Source organism: Delftia sp. S65 (assembly GCF_016516495.1).
In the GTDB taxonomy this organism is placed as follows: domain Bacteria; phylum Pseudomonadota; class Gammaproteobacteria; order Burkholderiales; family Burkholderiaceae_C; genus Comamonas; species Comamonas acidovorans.
Genome location: NZ_JACVUR010000030.1, coordinates 19,450 through 39,838 on the forward strand (window position 1 = coordinate 19,450; position 20,389 = coordinate 39,838).

The following is a 20,389-nucleotide window of genomic DNA, read 5'->3' on the forward strand; positions in this document are numbered from 1 at the left end:
GATCCCATGAAACTGAAACTGCGCATTGCTGTCGTGGACGACCACGCCGTGGTCCTGCTTGGCGTCAAGGACTTCCTGGAGCAGGACCCCAATCTCCAGGTCGTGGCCACGTTCAGCACGCCATCGTCTTTGATGCAATACGCCAGATCGAACCCCCTGGACGTGGTTCTGACCGACTACTCCATGCCGGGCGACGATGTCTATGGCGATGGCCTGCGCTACGTGGACTATCTGATACGCCACTTCCCGGACGTCAAGGTGCTGGTGCTGACGACCGTCTCCAACCCCATGATCATCTCGGCCCTGTATGACGCCGGCGTCGCCGGTGTGCTGCTCAAGGAAGAGCCGCTCACCCAGATCATGGCGGCGCTGCAGTGTGTCCGCCTCAATGCCCGCTACTATTCGCCCTCATTCCAGGCCGACACGCCCAGGCAGGAACGGTCCGTTTTCCTGGCCGAGCGCGCCAACAGCCTCTCGCCGCGCGAGTTCGAAGTCCTCAGGCATTTCGCCAATGGTGAGTCCATCACCGAAATCGCCGCACGGCTGCGGCGCAGCGTCAAGACCGTCAGCCTCCAGAAGAACTCCGCCATGCGCAAGCTGAACGTGGACAGCAACCAGGACCTGGCGGCCTTTTGCGCCGAGCACCATCTCTTCGACTGACCGGCCTGCGGGCTGCACAAGCCGGTCACCCTTTTAGCGCCTGGCCTTGCGCCTGGCTGCCGTCCTCGGCGTCCCCCTCGCCCAGGCGATAGTGCGGTTCGGACGGCATCAGGCGAAACCCCAGAAGTGCCCCGCGCCGGCTTGTCTTCATCGCCAGGGGCGCCTGGCAATGCACGCAGCAATAGTTCACGAAATTGGCGTCCTGCTCCAGTGAATAAAAGCGGAACCTCAGTCCGGGGTGGGGCGTTGACAGGCTTGTATTGCTCAGCAATTCGTAGCACGGGTCGCACAGTTTCTGGGACGTTCTCTTTGGCTGCATTTCTGGAAAAAACGGATCGATATACCGCTCTCCAGTCTTGCCCGGCCTTGCGCAGCCAAGGTTAAGACGATTCTTATTGCCGCACGGCGCGCATCAAAGCGGCTGCTGCTGCGTCGTGCAGTGGATGCCGCCACCCCCGGCGGCAATCGCGTCGATGTCCAGCTGCACCACCTCGCGGCGGGGAAACAGCTCGCGCAGCAGGGAGCGGGCGTTGGCGTCTGCGCGGGCGTCGCCAAACTGCGGGGCGATCACGGCGCCGTTGCACACATAGAAATTGATGTAGCCGGCCGCGAACTCCCTGGACTCCAGCTTGCTGCGCACCGACGAGGGGCCCTTGAGCACCTGCACGCTGAGCTTTTGCCTGCGCGCATCGGTGGCCTGGCGCAGTATGTCCAGATGGCGCCGCGTGACGGCGTAGTCGTAGGAGTCCGGGTCGTCGTCCAGGCCTGCCACCACCACGCCGGGCGAGGCAAAGCGCGCATAGAAGTCGGTGTGCCCGTCCGTGATGTCGCGACCCGCAATGCCGGGCAGCCAGATGATCTTGCGCAGGCCCAGCAGGCGCTTGAGTTCGGCCTCGCAGGCGCTTTTCGACAGGCCCGGATTGCGGTTGGGGTTGAGCACGCAGCTTTCGGTGATGAGGGCCGTGCCCTGGCCGTCCACCTCGATGCCGCCGCCCTCCAGCACCAGCGCGGTCTCCAGGTAGCGCACGTTGGCGGCTTCGGTGACAAAGCCTGCCACCTCGGCATCGTTGTCATGCGCCTGCTTGTCGCCCCAGCCGTTGAAGTTGAAATCCACGCCCGCCAGTTCGCCCTTGCTGCTGCCAGTGCCGCTGCCCAGCTTGCGCACGAAGACCGGCCCGGTGTCGCGCATCCAGAGGTCATCCACGGGCTGCACATGCAGCTTGACGCGGTTGCCGCACAGGCGCGCGGCCAGGTCGTAGTCGCGCTCGCGCACCAGCATGTTCACGGGCTCGAAGGCGGCAATGGCGCGCGCAATGCCGGCCAGGTGCTCGCGCGCGGGCTCCAGCAGGCGGCGGCCCCAGACCCTCTCGCTGGGGCCGAAGGACATCCAGGTGGACTGGTGCGGCTCGCCCTCGTCGGGCATGTGCCAGGTCTCCAGGCTGTCCGGGTCCTGGCGGCTGCCTTCGGCACGGGCTGCCGTGGAGCGGGCGGCGGCGGTGCCGGCCAGGGCCGCCACGGGCGACAGGCCCAGGCAGTTCAGCAGGCAGCGGCGGGAAAGGGCGTAAGGCATGGTGTCTTCAGCAGGTGCTTGGGGGAATGCCGCGATTGTCCGAGCCCGTATTCATTCTGAAAATTGATATCTTTTGCCGCAATCAATCAACCCCGCTCATGTTTTGGCAAGCGGCACCGCCTGCTCCACAAGGTAGTCAAACACCTCGCGCACCAGCGCCATGCGCGGCTCGCCCTCGATGCGCGACATCCACAGGCGGCCCAGCGCAAAGGGTGGAATGCCTTCCACCAACTGCAACCGGCCCGTGCCCAGTGCCTCGTCCGCCAGCAGGCGCGACACCACGGCGCAGCCACGCCCGCGCAGCGCCGCGTCCAGCAGCAGGCGTGCGTCGTCGTAGATGGCGGTCTTGCGCAGCCGGCCCAGGTGCTGGCGGATGAAGGGGCCGGTGCGGTCGCTGGTCAGGTCTTCCTCCAGGCACAGCAGGCCGGCGCCTGTGTGCGGCCCGGGTGCGCGCACGGCCACCAGCTCGTCGGCCAGCAGAGGCACCTGCAGCACATCGGTCTGCCGCAGCGGCTCGCGGGTAATGGCGATGTCCACATCCAGCTCGTCGATGTAGCGCGCTGTCTCGTCGGTGGAGACGATGGGGCACAGCTGGGGGTGGCGCTGCAGCAGGCCGTCCAGGCGCGGCTGCAGCCAGCCGCTGGCCACGGGGGCGGGGCAGACGATGGTGACCAGGCTGTCGTCCATGTAGGTCTCTATGCGACTGAGCCCGTGGCGGATCTGGTCCAGCGACTTGCCCACGCTGTCCAGCAGCAGCCGGCCCGCCACCGTCAGCTCCACGCCGCGCCCCTTGCGGCGGAACAGCGGCTGGCCCAACTGCTGCTCCAGCTGCGCAATCTGGTGGCTCACGGCGGATTGGGAAATGCACAGCTCCTCTGCCGCGCGCGAGTAATTGCCCAGGCGGGCTGCGGCCTCGAAGCCGATCAGGAACCGGAAGGAGGGGAGGCGGGCATTGGACATGGGGCACGGCAGACAAAGCGGTGGAACCGGAATTGTCGACGCACCCAGCCGAAGCCGAGCGCGATGGCCGGGCGCTGTCGTTGCAACACTTGGTTACTTCCTTGACCCATCTCAAATCCCGCATGCGGCAGCGTCGATACGCTTCGGCCCATGAATCACCAGGGCTTGACTTTGGTCAGCATGGCTTGGCACGCAGGCATTCCCCGCCTGTGCGCGCACAACAGCGGCGCACAACGCCGCACAGGAGATGCATCAATGCACATCGGTCAACGTTTCTGGCGCCGCCAAGGATTGGGCGCAAAGCTGTCACTCACCAATTTTGTCTGGGTCGCCGCCATCCTGGCGCTGCTGGTGCTGGGCATTGCCTGGGATGTGAGCAAGTCCCTGCAGAAAAAAATGCACAACGAGATGCAGCAGGGCGTCCAGATGCTGCACAACTTCGTCGAGTCCACCGACAAGGAGCTGCGCCAGCGCACCCAGTTCCTGGCCGACAGCCTGGCGCGCAGCCTGCAGGGAACGCTCAGCCTGGACACCAGCGGCGGCGAACCCGTGCTGAGCCTGGACGGCCAGCCGCTCAACGGCAACGATGCGCACCTGCAGGCCTTCACGCGCAGCACCGGCGCCGTGGCCACCGTGTTTGCGGCCCAGGGGCAGGGCGACTTCGTGCGCATTGCCACCACGCTCAAAAACGAGAAAGGCGACCAGAGCGCGGCCGTGCTGGGCAGCCGGCTGGACCGCGCCCATCCCGCCTACGCCGCCATCCAGGCCGGCCAAAGCTACATGGGCCTGGCCCACCTGTTCGGCCGCCAGTACATGACGCAATACCGCCCGCTCAAGGACGCCTCCGGCGCCACCGTGGGCATCGCCTTCGTGGGCCAGGACTTCTCGCAACTGCTGGAGCACTTCAAGGACTCCATCCGCGCGCTCAAGGTGGGCCAGACCGGCTACTACTACGTGCTCAATGCCGAAGACGGCCCCCAGCGCGGCCAACTGGTCGTGCATCCCGCCCTGGAAGGCCAGAACATGAGCGATTCCAAGGACGGCGATGGCCGCTTCTTCATCCGCGACATGCTGGACCGCAAGCAGGGCAGCATGGCCTATCCCTGGACCAATCCGGGCGAAACCCAGGCCCGCGACAAGCTGGTCGTCTTCAGCCAATACGCACCCTGGAACTGGGTCATTGCCACCAGCGCCTACGTGGACGAAGCCGTGTCCGAGACCCGCAGCCTGGTCCTGCAATTCGCCCTCATGGGCCTGGGCGCCGTGCTGTTGCTGTCGGCGGCATGGTTTTGGCTCATCCGCCGCATGATCGTGCGCCCCTTGAAGCAGGCCAGCCACATGGCCTACGCCATTGCCGATGGCGACCTGACCGTGCGCATCGCCAGCGACCGCCAGGATGAAATCGGCCACCTGCTGGAAGCCATGAACACCACCAGCACGGGCCTGACGCGCGTGGTCGGCAGCGTGAACGAACAGGCCCACAGCGTGGCCCTGGCCAGCGCGGAAATCGCCCAGGGCAACCAGGACTTGGCCGCCCGCACCGAAAGCGAAGCCAGCGCGCTGGAGCAGACCGCCGCCGCCATGGAGGAACTGGGCTCCACCGTGGCCCACAACGCAGACCACGCGCAATCGGCCGACCGCATCACGCGCGAGGCCCAGCGCGTCGTCACCGAAGGCGGGCAGGCCGTGCGCAAGGTCGTGCAGACCATGCAGGGCATAGACGCCAGCAGCAAGAAGATCGCCGACATCATCGGCGTCATCGACTCCATTGCCTTCCAGACCAACATCCTCGCCCTCAACGCCGCCGTGGAAGCGGCCCGCGCGGGCGAGCATGGCCGGGGCTTTGCCGTGGTGGCCGAGGAAGTGCGCGCCCTGGCGGGCCGCAGCGCCGAGGCCGCCAAGGAAATCAAGCAGCTCATCAGCCACAGCGTCGCCGAAATCCACACCGGCAACCAGGAGGCTGCGTTTGCGGGGGAAACCATGGAGCAGGCCATGGAGGAAATCCGCAAGGTCACCCAGCTCATCTCGGACATCAGCCACGCCAGCGCCGAGCAAAACAGCGGCGTCGCCCAGGTGGCCGAGGCCATCACCCACATCGACCAGACCACGCAGAAGAACGCCGCCCTGGTCGAGGAAATGGCCGGCGCCGCCGCAGGCCTGCGCCACCAGTCCGATCAACTGGTGCGCGTGGTCTCGGTCTTCAGGCTGCCGGGTGTCAATGGTGCGCCGCTGCAGACTGCGGCCCGCGCAGCGAGCGCCGCGCCAACCACCAGCGCCGCAATCCACCGTGCCCCGGCCCTGGCGCCCGGCGCTGCCGCGGCCAAGCCCGCAGCCCCTGCGGCTCCAGCAAAAACGGCCGCCGCCAAGCCCGTCGCCATGGCCTCCACGGCCGATGACGACTGGGACAGTTTCTGAGAACCATCGGGTGAGGCCAGGGGAGCCTGATGCCCCTGGTGCCCCTGGTGCCCCTGGTGCCCCTGGTGCCCCTGAAGCCCCTGGCTCCAGCGGCCCGCCCTCTCGGGCCCGCGGCGCTCTGGCATGCTCTGCAGCCACTGCATGAACCGGTTGAATCCCATTGACGCCCCTTGAATACATCGATCGCGCCCTGGCGCTGGTGGCCCAACGTGCCCTGGCCCTGCCAGGGCACGATGTCTTCCAGCACCTGGCGCAACAGCTGCAATACGTGCGTGCGGTGCTGCTGGACCGGGGCCTGGATCGCTCCAGGCTGCACCACATCACCATCGGCAGCGTTGCGGTCAAGGAGTTCGACGAGACCGATCCAGAGCTGGCCCGGGCCCTGAAGGATGCGCACTACGTGGCCGTGCAGACCGCGCGCGGGCTGAAGATCGATTTGCCCTGAGCGCGCTCCAGCAAAGGAAATGGCGGGGGTAGTTTGGCGCTACGCCAGCGGAGTCTCGAAGACCACCCGGCCCAGGCGGCTCTTGGCGATGTAGCTGTTGCCGCTGATCTCGGCGGTCTTGAAATAGTCGCGGCGGTCAATGAAGCCGGGCACATCGCTCATCCACCGCCTTTGCGGGGTGCTCTGGCCTGCCCTGGTCACTTCGCAATACCAGGCTTCACCCACTTCGGAATCAAGGCGCCGGAACACTTCCCGGCCAGCCGCTGGCCACTCCTGGGGTAAAGGAGTGGCATTTGACGCGCGCCTCAGTCGTGCCGCGCCATCAGGTCACGGCGGCGGCGCTCGTAGTAATGCCGCTGGCACTCGGCCGCCTCCTGCCAGGCCTGCCTGTCGATGGCCTCCTGCACATGATCCGGCAGCGGCCGGGGCGCAGCTGCAGTCGCCAGCATGGCCTCCATGCCCTCCAGCGGCGCAAAGCCCAGGCAGGGCAATTCAAACGGCAGCACGGGCTCCTGCGCATTGGCAAGAATGGCCCCCAGCGCCCAACGTGCCATGCGGTCAAAGAACCCGTCAGGGTGCCCATGGTTCCAGTACCGCGCCATCTCCGGCCCCGCAAACCGCATGGCGTCATAGGCATGCCTGGGGTTGTGGCGCGCCAGCTCCACCACCTCGCTGAACCAGATCTCTCCAATCCCGTAGTGCTCATGCCCGCTGTTCACGCGCGGCGGCACAAACCACTGAATGCGCTCCCCCTTCGCATTGCGCCGCGTGAAAGACAGGTCATCGCAGGTGCGGATGCGGCGCAAGACCTTGGGCGCAGGCCCCGGGATCAGGCTTTGGGGCGGATGCTTGGTCTTGTACTTGGGTTTGCGGTCTTTGGCCGATGCATCCATGCTGGCCAGGACCTTGTGCTTCACCCAGCGCCTGAAGCGCTTGGCCTCAGGTGAGGGGCTGGCCTGGATCAGCGCATGCAAGCCGTCCGCGTTGACGGCAGCCACGGCTTCGCGCCTGGGCTTCCGGCCGGGCTCGCTGGCAAGGCGGACGGTGCAGCGCTGGGCCTCATCGAGCTTGCCGGTGGCCAGCTTGTGGCGGGAGATTCCCAGGGCGGTGCACACATCCTTGGCCAGGAACCAGATCACGCCGTTCTTGGAGAACGTGCGGATCGGGATGTCGCCGAAGTGGAGGGTTTGGGGGGTGATGTCGTCTGCGGGGACGGCACGGGAGAGGGATCGCAAAGCCATGAATGGCCTCCTATGTCAACACTGTCATAGGGTTGCCCGTCTGTCTTTGCCGCAATGGCTTTATGCAGCGGCGGGCAGCCCGGCCATAAACAAGACTTGCCCTGGGTTGCAGGGCAAGACAAAGCGTATGGGCGAAATGCCACTGACTTTCGGGAGTGACTTCCGCCTATGAAGGTGTGTTGAGCACCGGAGGGATCGTAGCAGGTGTGGGCGTGCGGGAGCTGCCCAAAGCGGTTACGTAGGGGTGCTGGATGGAGGGGGCAGGGACGTGTTGAATGAGGGGCTTTGCAGTGAATTGCGAGGGCAACGTCACCTGTTTTGCTTTCTTCGCAGATCAGTTGTTCAAGGCCTGTGTGTCAGCAGTAGGCCAGCGCAGGCGATTGAACGACGGCTTCAGGCTGGTTGCCGACGCTCAGCAGAAACACCCAGACAACGGCTCTGCTTCCAAAGCTGGCGCTAGTCGGACGAGCTTCAGCGTGCGCATCAACATAGTGGAAGGACCCTGCGAAGGTCTCACCCAAACAACACAGAATTTTCAGCAGCAATTCGCGCCCTTGTAGCTGCTATCCTTGATTAATTAATAACTCAGGGAACAACCGAACTGACTTCTAATGATTAGTTCGTCTAGCAGCTTATGATAAAGACCATCCTCTCTCTAGTTCATGGGCTAACCAAGTACCTCAACCGCCTTTCGTCTTGGTTGGACGGTAATTATGGCTCTAATGACGCTCAAACAAAGTTTGTGGATCTTGCGCCAACCGATGAGGCAGACAAGGCCGGCGTATACTCCGAAGCTCTTCTGTTTGCTACGAGCAACCCGAAGGTATTGAATATTGCGCTAACTGGCCCCTATGGCTCAGGAAAGAGCAGCATCATCCAATCATTTTTGAAGAAGTATCGGAGGCCTGCGCTTCATATATCTCTTGCCGCGTTCGTTGCTGAGGCGAGTGCAGGTGGCGACAAGGTAAGTCGCCAAGAGATTGAGAGAAGCATCCTGCAGCAGATGCTGTATGGTGCCGACGCGAACAAGCTACCACTATCAAGATTCAAGCGAATTCAGTCGCCCAGTGCTTTATCAATAATAAAATCATTTTTTATAACACTCGGCATACTTGCTCTATTTTATGTTTTTGATCGGCGGTCGGATATTGTAAGCGGCTCCTTTATTAACCCACTGGATTCCAGTAGTGGATTCAAGCTAGCAGTTTGCGCATTCGCGGCATTATTTCTGTGGATGGCGCTGCATCATCTCTATGTTGCTAGCTTCGGTCTCTCACTCAAGAGTATTTCGTTGAAGGATGTCGAGATAAAGCCTGCGCATGATGACCAAACATCAATACTTAATCGTCATTTAGATGAAATACTATACTTCTTCCAGTCGACCAGCTACGACCTCGTTATCATCGAGGACCTAGACCGATTTAACGACGCGGAAATTTTCGTCACTCTGCGCGAAATTAATAGCCTGGTGAATGGAAATTCGGGTGTAAGACGGACCGTCAGGTTCCTCTACGCCCTGCGCGATGACATGTTCATCAACACAGATCGAACCAAGTTTTTCGAATTTATAACTCCTGTAATACCGATTATAAATACCTCGAATTCGATCGATATGGTTTTGGCGCACGGAAGAAGACTTGCGCTGGATGAACGCCTTGATCGACAGTTTCTTCGAGAGGTCTCTCGCTACCTGAATGATCTGAGGCTAATTCAGAGTATATTTAATGAGTACGCCATTTATGTGGCCAATTTGGAGATAATCTACTTGACGCCAATAAGCTTCTTGCGATTTTAATCTATAAGAATGTTTATCCAAGGGACTTCGAAAAACTGCACCGAGGTGCGGGAAATCTCGCCAAAATAATGAGTCATCAAGACTACCTCATCAAGGACGCGGAAACGAAATGCAAGGCTGAGATCGAGGAACTTGAGAAGCGATTGGATGTAGCTGAGCGACAGACCCCTGCAGATCTGATGGAACTGCGCAAAATCTATGCGATGGCGCTGATCGAGAACCTTCCCGCGGGAGCGACCCAAGTGGGCATTAATCAAGGCTCTTTGATTGCGCTTCCTCAGCTAGCAGCTAACGAAGAGTTCGAGAACCTGATTGCTACGTCGCGTTTATATTATTCCAATGCCTATCATGGAGCGAATCGAATTGATATTCCACAATTTCAATCCGGGATTGACTCTCAAAAATCTTATGAACAACGCAAGGAAGAGATCAAAAGCAAAGGGGTTGAAAATAAGAGCAAGGTGCTGAATCGAATAAACGAACTCAGAATAGAGATCTCGACAATTCGGATGACTAAGCTCAATAAGCTGTTGCGTTTAAATTCCGATAGGATTAATGAGCTTTTCAATGGTTTTGAAGAGAACGGCGAGCTTGCCCGATTTTTGATATTGGAAGGCCATCTCGATGACACATACTATCAGTACACCTCCCTCTTTCACTTGGGGCGTTTGTCGCCCAATGATAATAAGTTTCTAATTCGAATACGGGCATTCGTCACGCCTGAGCCCAACTTCCCGCTCGACAATCCTAAAGAGGTCATAGCGGCTATGCGTAATGAGGACTTCAGACAGAGCTATGTCTTGAACGTTAAAATCGTTGATAGCCTTCTTGCTGAGCATCAAATTTATCCTGACCAATTACAGAAGCTTTTCCAGTGTCTTTCATCTAATTTTGAGATCTGCCAAGACTTCTTTAATACTTATTACGCAAGTGGCTTTCATGTTCCAGAGCTTCTCTTGGGCTTGTCCAACGCTTGGAACAATTTTGTCCCGTCTGCCATTGCTAGCTCTAAAAATATTAACCACGTTACCCAAATCATTGTGAATCTGCCCGCAGGCTCACTTAAGACACTTGCTAGGAACTTTGCCGAGCTGTCAGATTTCGTAGGTGAACACCTTCCAGAAATTCTGCTACATTCGCCGGATTTGGCTCCTGAGCGACTAGAATGCTTTGACCTCGATATCCGAGATCTAGCCGCAATCAAAGAGCATTCGGAAATTGTGCGCTTTATGTTCCAGAGGGGGCGGTACGGGCTGACCATAGCGAATCTGGAGTATGTCTACAAAGAAATTCTTGGTCATCGTGATATCGAGCCAATGCGCTTGAGAAATTTTACCACTATTCGTTCAACGAATGACGTAGCTTTGATAAATAGAGTGGAGCGTGATTTTAATAGTTATCTAAAAAATATTATTTTATCGATACAAGAGAATTCAGAAGAGGATGTTTCTGCTATTCTGTACATTCTTGGTCGAGATGACATCGATCAAAGTGATATTGAGGCATTTCTTGGAAGACAGACAGCCCGACTACCAGGTCTTGAAGATGTGCCCGAGAGATTGCACGCAATAATTTTCCAGTTGAATGCAATTGAAGCAACCTGGACGAACTGTCTCGATTTCATTAAGTCTAGTGGCTTTAATAAAGATGACCTAATCGCGTATCTTGACCTGCCTTCAGTTAGATCGGCTATTCTGCGACACCCTATGCCAAGTGAACCGGAGTCATTCGAGTTGCGTGAGTTCCTCATCAAGGCAGGCTCGCTGTCAGATGCTGCTTACGAAGAATATGTTAATGCTTTACCGAGCTTATTCGAGAGCCTGCCTACAGGACTGGAGCCAGTCAAGCTTCGGATTTTGATATCTAAGGAAAAGATTGCCTTCAGCAACGAAAACTTCGAAGCACTCGCGGCGAGCAAGGATCTGCAGGTACTATTCGTTGCGACTAATATAAAAAAATATCTGGCCAATCCCGATATACCTGCAATTGACGACGACTTTCGAGAGGAGCTTCTACAATCCGATGTTGATGACACAGAAAAAATCGAGGTGGTTAAATTGATGAACCTAGAATTGCTCGAGAAACTTTCTGATCGATCAGCACTGGTAGGTCCAATTATTTATAACGTAGACTTCAATTTGTCAAATATTAGCGGGAGCGCTGTGCAGTCCTTGGTAATAAATTCTCGGCCTATAGCAATACAAATTTCACTTTTCAACAAATATCATAATCTTTTGTTGCCTGATGAAGTGCGTCATGTCTTGGCCAATTTGCCTCGACCATATTCAGAGATTAAAACAGGATATGCCAAGCCGAAGTTGAAAAACAACTTGGAAAATCGAAATTTAGTACAGTGGCTCAAATCAAGGAATATTATTTCTTCATGGAGTGAGGATCCTTACTTTGACAAGGATATAAAGGTTAACCTTTTTAGGAGTTAAAAATAGGCTCCAAAGATCAGGTGCAGAACAGCCGTTACTAATTTCCGCTTCTGGCCGAGACTGACATTTCACACGCACGCCAATCAGCCGACGTCGGAAATTCCCGCGTAGCCAGCGTGAAGCCCCTGCAACGCGGCGAGTTCGGTCCGTTGAGGAGTGCATCCTGTAGAGCCCTTTAATCGATGGGAGACCATCATGGGACCCACAGGCAACTTCATTCAGCGCGAGCCATGGAACAAGGGTAAGCTCGTTGGCACAAAAGGTGCCCTTCAAACTCAAGGAAATTTGGGCGCTGCGCGTTCGGCTCCAGATGGGCGGCAGGGTTCGTGAACTCGCCCTGTTCAACTTAGGTATCGACAGCAAGCTGCGCGGCTATGACCTCGTCGCACTCAAGGTTCGGGACGTGTGCCATGGCGATCAGGTGGCGACGCGCGCCATCATCATGCAGCAGAAGACACGGCGTCCAGTCCAGTTCGAAATCACTCAAGCAACGAAGGACGTATTGCAGGTTTGGATCAAGCAGGCGCGCCTGAAGTCCGAGGACTTCCTGTTCCCCAGCCGGCTGCACGAGTCGCCTCATTTGGGCACCCGACAGTACGCTCGGATCCTCGGGTACTGGGTAGAGGAGCTCGGCCTGGACCGGGCAGAGTACGGCACGCACTCTGTGCGCAGAACAAAGGCAACGCTGATTTACCGGCGCACCAAAAATCTCAGGGCGGTTCAACTGCTTCTAGGACACTCCAAGCTCGAGTCGACAGTGAGATACCTGGGCATCGAGGTTGATGACGCCCTAGAAATCTCAGAGCAGACGGAAATCTGAGGTGCTCAGTGAGGGCCGCACGGGCGCAAGCTTGGTTCGGCCGCGCTGAACGGCGGCTAGCTGGTACCGGGCGACCTGGAGATCGCGACTAGGAGCAGTCGGCCACTGCCGACTTCCAAACGATAGCCTCAGGCTGATCTAAGTCATTCGCAGGCCAACACCTGAACGGCAGAATGACAGGGTGGATTCACAGCCTGGAGCCGCCGGTCGGTGACTGTCGCTGGACGACCAAAAGCTGACAGCAAAACGACTGGCGCAAAACCTATCGTTTGACGAAGTATTATTAAAATTAATTAACAACCTCATCAAATCGAACGATAGTCAGTGCATTAGCGAATAGCTCTAGTCCATCTCCCGGAGGCTCCTGATAAGGCTTCTGTTCTAAATGCTTCGTAAACTCGTTTTTGATAGTGTTCAATAGTCCCATAACTTGAGCTGCCATCTCCTCAGATGATCCCTGGCGTAGACGGGTAACGACTAGGCTTGCGAATTCCTTCGCTGTAATTGCTTCTCCGAGCACAGGCTCACTGCACCAAATCGGATCTCCTTGCATCTGGTCAAAGTAGATGTAATGTTTGCTGTTGTCCGAAAAATCTGAAGGACAAGACGAGAAGTCCACCAAGCGAAGGGATTCTAGGCTTACGTTTACCTCGTACAATACAGATTTGTCAAAGAGCATTGGACATGCATAGTACACCATTGCGCCATTGTTCTGACTAAGTTTGTATAGCAACTCGTGCTGAGAGAAGCCAGTGTTGTCGTTTTTTGTCGTATCAAGATTGGCGCGGTAATAGGGTTTACTTGTGATCTGAGGGGGGTTCTTTTTTTGTTTTTTATGGAGTTCGGAAACCACTTTGAATTGCAGGAAGTACGCGACGAAGGTTTGCTTCAGCTTGTATCCATTTTTCATCGCACTATCCTTGAGTTGATCAAAGAAGTCTTGATCTGAAATCTCTGTCATTGCATATGCCTGATCGAAGCCCAAGAACACCTCCCTCTGAGGGCTGTACTTGAAGAAGTTGAACTTTCCGTTAGGACCGACTCCGTATGTGTTGCGGATCAGATCCATCAACGGCTTGTGGTAGTGCATTTCCAGAACGGTTTCAGAGATTGCCATGGATTATTTTTGCTAGGCTGGATGATTGAGACGATCGGCTTGTGAGGCCTAAATAGACTTAGGCGACCGGTGAAATATCAGTCGCTCTTGTTGCAAGGATGAATCTACATGTAACACTCAGAGTGAGCAATCACACGAAACCATTTAAAGTAAAGATTAGAAATCTTGAGCTTGATGCTTGATATGAATCGTTGAAGATCCGTGATGGAATGACCGCTCATGGCCGATAGTGCGCGCTCGGCGGCCAAGTCTGGATGACCGCTACTGCTGCAAAGCCGACACCTGACGGCAAAGGTCGAACGGCTGCCGCAGGTAGTAAATTCAACCGCCCAACCCAACACATTCGTCAAACCTCAACCGGCTTGAGTCGCTTTACAGCGCCCGCACCGGAATGCAGATGTCGCAGCAGAACTCGCCTGTGTCGGCATCCATGGCGGTGGCCGCAGAAAACATCTCAAAGCAAGGCCGGTCGTCGCATTGCATTCCGCTGGACGGCATCCATTCGCGCGTCAGCCACATCCAGGCGTTGGCCAAGCCCTCGGGTTTTCCTTTGAACCTTGCCACGGCGTAGCGGCCGCCCGGCAGGGATTGGGTATCCACCTGGCCGCTGGCGACGAAATGCGCGGGGACTTCCACGCAGGCGTCATAGCGGCACTTGCTGGGGGGTGTGAGAGAGGGGTCGTCATAGCCTATGCCGTAGCACGTTTGATCGCTGAGGCCATTGGAGTGCATCCACGGCGCAATGGTGCCTCGCCAGAATTGGCCTATGGCTGGCCCATAGGGGCCGATCAAGCGTTGATAGGCGACATGTGCTTTGGGCAGATCAATGATGCGGACTTCCATGGCGATTTCTTCCTTCAGGTGACAAGAGCCCTGAGGTTCGCCGAACGCGCGGGGGTCTTCCTGATGGAGATTGCCGAAGACCTGATCAGGATTGCTCTCCTGGCTGCCTGGCGGCTGCCCGATGGCGGCCGCCTGGGTTTTCAGCCGCTCAAGCGTGGTGGAGCGCCAGGCCGATGGCGTGCAGCCAAACTTGAGCTTGAAGGCACGCGCAAATGCTTCGCCCGATTGGAAGCCGGTGGCCAAGGCGGTTTCAAGCACGGTTTCCTTGCTGCCGCAGGACAGCCGGAACGCCGCCTTCTCGAGCCGTCGGCGCTGAGCATAGCTGCCCAGCGTTTCTCCCATCCATGCCGCGAAAATTCGGTGAAAGTGGAAGCGCGAGAAATTGGCGATGTCGGCCAGATGCGCACCATCCAGAGGCTGATCCAGGTGGGCATCGATGTAGTTGAGCACGCGATTGATCCGTCGCGCGTACTCGGCGCGGGATGCCTGCTCGGAAGGCTTGTTCGTCATGGTCGTTGTTCTTCAAATCACCGTGCATGCGGCGGTGGGGCCTGCCTGTCAGCAGGAGACAGCCAGCCGGCGCAGCTCTCGTCAGGCCGGCGCCTTCCCCTTCACCCACAATCCAAACTCCTTCATCACCCCCACCACCGGCTTGAGCCGTTCCCCATCCGGGGTCAATTCGTATTCCACCTTGATCGGCGCAGTGGGGTAGACCGTGCGCTTGACCAGGCCCGCTTCCTCCAGCGCGCGAAGGTCCAGGGTGAGGGAGCGTTGGGAGATGCCGGGCATGTCGCGGCGCAGGTCGTTGAAGCGGCGGGGGCCGTCGATGAGGTAGGAGGCGATGAGTAGCCTCCAGCGGCCGCCCAGCAGGCGCATGGCTTCTTCCACGGAGCAGCCGGAGATGTTGGATTTCATAGCACATTCATCATAGGCAGACGGCAGGTATATTTTTTTAACCTATGGGCAGTTTTATTGCCTTCTTCCAGATTTATCCCTGGTGCATGACATTGGCCAGGGGCTGTGCCTGAACGCGCAGGCCCCTTGTTCCATCACCAGAGAAATTCCATGAAGCTGTATTACCTGCCGGGCGCCTGTTCGCTGGCGCCGCACATTGTCCTGAACGAGCTGGGGCTTGATTTCCAACTGGTCCGGGTGGACCACAAGACCCACCAGACGGAAGACGGCAGGGACTTCCGTGCGCTCAGCCCGTTCGGCTATGTCCCCCTGCTGGAGTTGGACGACGGCAGCCTGCTGCGGGAAGGGCCCGCCGTCCTGCAGTACCTGGCGGACCTGCAGCCTGCGTCGCTTCTGGTGCCAGTCCAGGGCAGCCTGGAGCGCTATCGGCTGCTGGAGTGGCTGGCCTTTCTGAACTCGGAGATCCACAAGGGCTTCATCCCGCTGCTGTATGCCGTGCTGGCGGGAAAGTACGGCGTGGAGACGGCCATGCCCAAGCTGGAGCAGCGGTATGCCTGGGTGAACGCGCAACTGGCCGGCAAGCGCTACCTGATGGGCGATGGCTTCACCGTGGCCGATGCCTATCTGTACGCGCTCACGCAGTGGGGGCAGGCGCCTTGGCTGGAGTCGGTCTACAAGACGAGCATTCGCTTTGATGGCCTGGAGCATCTTGCAGCCTGGTACGCGCGGATGCGGGAGCGGCCTGCCGTGCGCCAGTCACTGCAGGCGGAAGGTCTGCGATAGGGTGGGGCAGGGCACATGGCGGTGCGCTGGACTGGCTTGGCCGTATCCGCCGCACCGTTGCCCGCCGGTCCATGCCTGCCACCGCGCCCGTTGTGGCCACGCCGCAGACTGATACGCATGCGTTCCGTCTCGATAGAATGCGTTTCATTCTCAATTCCGCCGCTGCGGCTGCCGCCTTGCCCCGGGCGCAGCGCAGAAGAAACCGTGTCTTCCACCGAATCTGCGCTGCAGCAACGCATGGCTGCCCTTTATGCCGACCACCATGGCTGGTTGCGCGGCTGGCTGCGGCGCAGGGTGGGCAATGCGTTTGATGCGGCCGATGTGGCGCATGACACCTTTGTGCGCATCCTGGCGTCGCGCGATGCGTTGCTGGGCATGGCGGAGCCACGCGCCTACCTGACGACCACGGCCAGGCGGCTGCTGGTGGACCGGGCGCGGCGCCAGGCCATGGCGCAGGCCTATCTGGATGAGCTGGCGCTGGTGGCGCAAAGCCTGCCCGGCTATCCGGCGCCCGAAGAAATCCTGATGGCGGTGCAGGCGCTGGAGCAGATTGGCGCTGCGCTGGAGGGGCTGGCCGAGCGCCCGCGCGAGGCGTTTCTGCGCCACTACCTGGACGAGCAGCCGCAGGCCGAGATTGCACAGGGCCTGGGTGTTTCCACGCGCATGGTGCAGAAGTACCTGGTGCAGGCGCTGCTGCACTGCCGCGCCCATTGCCCTGCCGTGGCCGAGCATGTCCGGTAGAGCGGAGCGCATGTCCGGCACAGGGCCGGATGACGATGCCCTTGCCGAGCAGGCGGCGCAGTGGCTTGTGGCGCTGACGGGCGATGACGAGGCCGAATGCGCCACGGCCCGCGCGGGCTTTGAAGCATGGAAGCGTGCCGACCCGCGCCATGCGGCCGCCGCCCTGGACATGGAGCAGTTTCTGGACCGCCTGCAGGCTGCGCGCAGCGGCCCGGCCGGCAGCCGGCCAGCCCGTGCGGCGCTGGATGCGTCGGGCAGTGCTGGAAGAAAGCAGGATGGGCAGACACGCCGGGCTCGGCGCACGCGGCGTGCCGGTGCAGCCCTGATGCTGGCTGCCGTGCTGGCCTTGCCGGCCTGGGTGGCATTGCAGGCCTGGCCACCGGGCTATCTGATGGCGGACCTGCGCACGGCCACAGGCCAGTGGCAGACCCGGGCGCTGGCGGATGGCACGCGCATCACCCTGGCCAGTGGCAGCGCGGTGAACCTGCGTTATGACGAGCGGCGCCGCACGGTGGAGCTGGTGCAGGGCGAGATTCTGGTCGATGTGGCCCGTGATGCATCACGCCCCTTTGTGGTGGAGACGGCGCAGGGCAGCCTGCGTGCGCTGGGCACGCGCTTTGTGGTGGACCGGCAGGCCGATGCCACGGTGTTGAGCGTGCTGGAGTCGCGCGTGGCGGCGCAGGCCGCTGCGGGCGGCCAGGACTCCGCCACGGTGGATGCCGGCCAGCGCGTGCGCATCACGGACCACGGCCTGGGGCCCGTGCAGGCCATGGACGCCCGGGGCCTGGCGGATGCCTGGCGCCAGCACCAGCTGGTGGTGAGCGACCAGCCCCTGGCCGAGGTGCTGGATGCGCTGGCCCGCCACCGGCCCGGCCATATCCGCTATGACAGCGCACAGATCCACCACCTGCGCGTGAGCGCCGTGCTGCCGCTTGACGATACGGACCGCGCGCTGCAGCTGCTGCTGAGCAGTTTTCCCGAGCTGCGCATTCGCAAGCTCACGCCTTGGCTGGTACTGGTGGATGCGCCCGGGCCCTGAGGGGACGATTTCAAAATTTTTTTGCCGATCCGGTTCGCCTTTCCGCAGTTCGTGCGTCAAGCCCTGGAAGACACCAACGAACCAAGGAAGGAATCCTCTGCCATGCCATTGCCGACCAACGCAGGCCGCAGCCGCCCCCCGTCGCTGCCCGGGCGGTTCGCCAGGATCGCCATCGCCGCTGCGGTGGCGGCGCTGGCTGCCACGGGAACGGGGGCCGCGGTCGCGCAGGCCCCCGCGCAGCCCATTGCCTATGACGTACCTGCCGGCCCGCTGGCCGATGTGCTCAACCGCTTTGCGCTGCAGGCGGGCGTGGCCATTGCCATCGATGCCAATCAGTTGCGCGGCCTGCGCTCCCCCGGGCTGCAGGGCCGCCATGGCGTGGAAGAAGGCTTTGGCGTACTGCTGCGCGGCAGCGGCTATGTGCTGGCGAGGACGCCCGGCGGCTATGTGCTGCGGGCCGCACCGCAGCCCGCGCCTGAGGCAGTGTCTCCGGCAGCCAGGGAGGTTCCGCGCCTGCCCACGGTGACCGTGAGCGGGGCGGTGGATGCCGAGACGGCCACGGGGCCGGTGCCCGGCTATGTGGCGCGGCGCAGCGCCACGGCCACCAAGTCCGATACGCCGCTGGAGGAGACGCCGCAGTCGATCTCGGTGGTGACTTCGGATTTCATCAACGCCAGCGGGGCGCTGCGGCTCAAGGATGCGCTGGCCTATACGCCGGGCATCAATGTGTCGCCCTGGGGTGCGGATTCGCGCTTTGACTGGACCATCATCCGCGGCTTTGATGCGCAGACGCCCGGCTACTACCTGGACGGCCTGCCGCTGCGCAACAACAACGGCTGGGCCGTGTGGCAGACGGAGAACTACGGCACGGAGCGCATCGAGGTGCTGCGCGGCCCATCCTCGGTGCTGTATGGGCAGACGGGGCCGGGCGGCATGGTCAACGTGGTCAGCAAGCGGCCCACAGGCGAGCCGCTGCGTGAGCTGCAGGTGCAGGTGGGTAACCATGGGCGGCGCCAGGTGGGCGGGGATTTTGCGGGGGCGCTGGATGCGCAGGGCACGCTGCAGTACCGCGTGACCGGCATGGTGCGCGATGCCGAGCTGCAGGCCAGCGGCCTGCTCAATGACCGGGTGTACCTGGCGCCTTCGCTGACGTGGAAGCCCTCCACCGATACCTCGCTGACCGTGCTGGCGCACTATCTGCGCATACGCGATGGCAGCTCCTACGGCAGCTTTCCCGAGGTGGGCACGCTGCTGCCCAATCCCAACGGCAAGTTCTCGCCGGGCACCTATGTGGGCGAGCCGGGATTCGACCATTTCAATCAGGACCAGTGGATGCTGGGCTATCTGTTCGAGCACCGCCTGAACGACACCTGGACGCTGCGCCAGAACGCGCGCTACGGCGCCATCAAGGTGGACTACCAGCAGGTCTACAACCAGAGCGATTTCGCCACCGTCAACCCTGCCGATCCGCTGGACCCGGCCAATTTCCGGCGGCTCAACCGCTTTCCGTTCGGCAGCAAGGAGCGGGCGCGGCTGCTGACCATAGACAACCAGGCCCAGGCCAAGCTGCGGCTGGGCGATTGGCAGCACACGTTTCTGGCGGGGCTGGACTACCAGGGCTCGCGCAATGACCAGCGCACCTACAACGCGGGCACGGTGTCGGGCATCGACGGCTATGCGCCGGTGTATACGAACGATGTGGTGCCCGGTGATCCCTGGTTCGACGCCCGCACGCGGCTGACACAGACGGGCATCTACCTGCAGGACCAGATCAAGTGGGGCGACTGGGTGGCCACGGTGGGGGGCCGGTACGACAGCGCCTCGGCCACGGTGAGCAGCCATATCGACGGCAGCCGCACGCGCATCAACGACCACAAGTTCACCAGCCGCGCGGGACTGGTCTATCTGCACCCCAGCGGCTGGGCGCCCTATGTGAGCTATTCCGAGTCGTTCTCGCCCACGGTGACCATGGACCCGGAGACCAATACGCCGCTCAAGCCCGAAACCGGGCGCCAGTACGAGGCCGGCGTGCGCTATGTGCCGACAGATGGAAAAGGGCGCTACAGCGCCGCCATCTTCGATCTGCGCCGCAGGAACTACATCACCTACACGCCGGAGTTCCTGCCCCGGCAGACCGGCGAGATTGCGGTGCGCGGGCTGGAGCTGGAGGCCGCGTTCCAGCCGCTGAAGAACCTGAACGTGATCGCGGCCTATACCTATACGCCCAAGGCCATCGTCACGGCCAGCAGCACGCCTTCGGAGGTTGGCAAGCAGATGCAGGCGGTGTCGCGCAACCAGCTGTCGGTATGGGCCGACTACCGCTTTGCAACCGGCCTGCGGGTGGGGATTGGAGCGCGCTACATGGGCTCCAACCGCGGCTACCAGGAGTCGGCAGCGGCCCCGCTGCCTTCGTACACGGTGGTGGATGCCCTGGTCGCCTACGACCTGCAGCGCTGGAGCCTGGCGCTGAACCTGCGCAACCTGGGCAACAAGGCCTATCTGAGCAACTGCAGCGCAGGCAGCTGCCGCTACGGCGAGCTGCGGCAGGCAGTGGCCACGGCCACCTACCGCTGGTAGGCGGGGGCTGGGGTGACGGTGGACATG

At 60.4% G+C, this 20,389-nt stretch carries 16 protein-coding genes and 1 pseudogene; 10 read left to right on the top strand and 7 right to left on the bottom strand.

What is annotated here, in order from left to right:
- Positions 1-6: 6 nt before the first annotated feature.
- Entirely contained in the window at positions 7-660 is a 654-nt protein-coding gene (locus tag IAE24_RS20945) for a response regulator transcription factor (protein ID WP_199961123.1), read from the top strand.
- A 412-nt stretch (positions 661-1,072) separates the two neighbouring features.
- On the opposite strand, the gene IAE24_RS20950 is transcribed toward IAE24_RS20945, so the two are convergent.
- Positions 1,073-2,230 carry an agmatine deiminase family protein gene (locus tag IAE24_RS20950; protein WP_199961122.1) on the bottom strand — a complete coding sequence of 386 codons (1,158 nt, stop codon included), beginning with the start codon at positions 2,228-2,230 and terminating at the stop codon, positions 1,073-1,075.
- 96 nt (positions 2,231-2,326) lie between these two features.
- On the bottom strand, positions 2,327-3,190 hold the full coding sequence (locus tag IAE24_RS20955) for a LysR family transcriptional regulator (RefSeq protein ID WP_199961121.1): 864 nt from the start codon (positions 3,188-3,190) through the stop codon (positions 2,327-2,329).
- 255 nt (positions 3,191-3,445) lie between these two features.
- Here IAE24_RS20955 and IAE24_RS20960 point away from each other — a divergent pair, with 255 nt between their 5' ends.
- Together IAE24_RS20960 and IAE24_RS20965 are read left to right on the top strand one after the other, a co-directional pair.
- Entirely contained in the window at positions 3,446-5,605 is a 2,160-nt protein-coding gene (locus tag IAE24_RS20960; RefSeq protein ID WP_199961120.1) for a methyl-accepting chemotaxis protein, read from the top strand.
- 160 nt (positions 5,606-5,765) lie between these two features.
- Positions 5,766-6,050, top strand: coding sequence for an immunity protein Tsi6 family protein (locus tag IAE24_RS20965; protein WP_071955187.1), 285 nt, complete (start codon positions 5,766-5,768; stop codon positions 6,048-6,050).
- A 39-nt stretch (positions 6,051-6,089) separates the two neighbouring features.
- On the opposite strand, the gene IAE24_RS30615 is transcribed toward IAE24_RS20965, so the two are convergent.
- Together IAE24_RS30615 and IAE24_RS20970 are read right to left on the bottom strand one after the other, a co-directional pair.
- On the bottom strand, positions 6,090-6,212 hold the full coding sequence (locus IAE24_RS30615; RefSeq protein ID WP_013802932.1) for a hypothetical protein: 123 nt from the start codon (positions 6,210-6,212) through the stop codon (positions 6,090-6,092).
- A gap of 143 nt (positions 6,213-6,355) precedes the next feature.
- Positions 6,356-7,291, bottom strand: coding sequence for a BRO-N domain-containing protein (locus tag IAE24_RS20970; protein WP_199961119.1), 936 nt, complete (start codon positions 7,289-7,291; stop codon positions 6,356-6,358).
- Positions 7,292-7,925: 634 nt separating this feature from the next.
- On the opposite strand from IAE24_RS20970, the gene IAE24_RS20975 reads away from it, so the two are divergent.
- The 3 genes and pseudogenes from IAE24_RS20975 (at position 7,926) to IAE24_RS20985 (ending at position 12,347) form a co-directional block, all read left to right on the top strand.
- Positions 7,926-9,086: a YobI family P-loop NTPase gene (locus IAE24_RS20975; RefSeq protein WP_199961118.1), complete on the top strand. Its 1,161-nt coding sequence runs from the start codon at positions 7,926-7,928 to the stop codon at positions 9,084-9,086.
- Between the two features lie 68 nt (positions 9,087-9,154).
- A complete protein-coding gene (locus IAE24_RS20980) occupies positions 9,155-11,527 on the top strand; it encodes a hypothetical protein (protein ID WP_199961117.1) in 2,373 nt (790 codons plus the stop codon).
- Between the two features lie 195 nt (positions 11,528-11,722).
- A pseudogene (locus IAE24_RS20985) lies at positions 11,723-12,347 on the top strand (tyrosine-type recombinase/integrase).
- Positions 12,348-12,636: 289 nt separating this feature from the next.
- On the opposite strand, the gene IAE24_RS20990 reads toward IAE24_RS20985, so the two are convergent.
- The 3 genes from IAE24_RS20990 to IAE24_RS21000 form a co-directional block, all read right to left on the bottom strand.
- Complete coding sequence (locus IAE24_RS20990; RefSeq protein WP_199961116.1) at positions 12,637-13,464, bottom strand: hypothetical protein; 828 nt, start codon at positions 13,462-13,464, stop codon at positions 12,637-12,639.
- Positions 13,465-13,836: 372 nt separating this feature from the next.
- Positions 13,837-14,817 carry an AraC family transcriptional regulator gene (locus IAE24_RS20995; RefSeq protein ID WP_199961115.1) on the bottom strand — a complete coding sequence of 327 codons (981 nt, stop codon included), beginning with the start codon at positions 14,815-14,817 and terminating at the stop codon, positions 13,837-13,839.
- A gap of 81 nt (positions 14,818-14,898) precedes the next feature.
- Positions 14,899-15,222, bottom strand: coding sequence for a winged helix-turn-helix transcriptional regulator (locus IAE24_RS21000; protein WP_065345876.1), 324 nt, complete (start codon positions 15,220-15,222; stop codon positions 14,899-14,901).
- 150 nt (positions 15,223-15,372) lie between these two features.
- On the opposite strand from IAE24_RS21000, the gene gstA reads away from it, so the two are divergent.
- From gstA to IAE24_RS21020, 4 genes are all read left to right on the top strand, one after another.
- Entirely contained in the window at positions 15,373-16,005 is a 633-nt protein-coding gene (gene gstA, locus IAE24_RS21005) for a glutathione transferase GstA (protein ID WP_199961114.1), read from the top strand.
- Positions 16,006-16,209: 204 nt separating this feature from the next.
- On the top strand, positions 16,210-16,746 hold the full coding sequence (locus tag IAE24_RS21010) for a sigma-70 family RNA polymerase sigma factor (RefSeq protein ID WP_043824270.1): 537 nt from the start codon (positions 16,210-16,212) through the stop codon (positions 16,744-16,746).
- Positions 16,736-17,785 (top strand): FecR family protein, encoded by a 1,050-nt coding sequence (locus tag IAE24_RS21015; RefSeq protein WP_233626248.1) that lies wholly within the window; start codon positions 16,736-16,738, stop codon positions 17,783-17,785. Before IAE24_RS21010 ends, IAE24_RS21015 begins: the two co-directional genes overlap by 11 nt.
- Before the next feature lie 102 nt (positions 17,786-17,887).
- Positions 17,888-20,362 carry a TonB-dependent siderophore receptor gene (locus IAE24_RS21020; protein ID WP_199961113.1) on the top strand — a complete coding sequence of 825 codons (2,475 nt, stop codon included), beginning with the start codon at positions 17,888-17,890 and terminating at the stop codon, positions 20,360-20,362.
- Positions 20,363-20,389 lie beyond the last annotated feature (27 nt).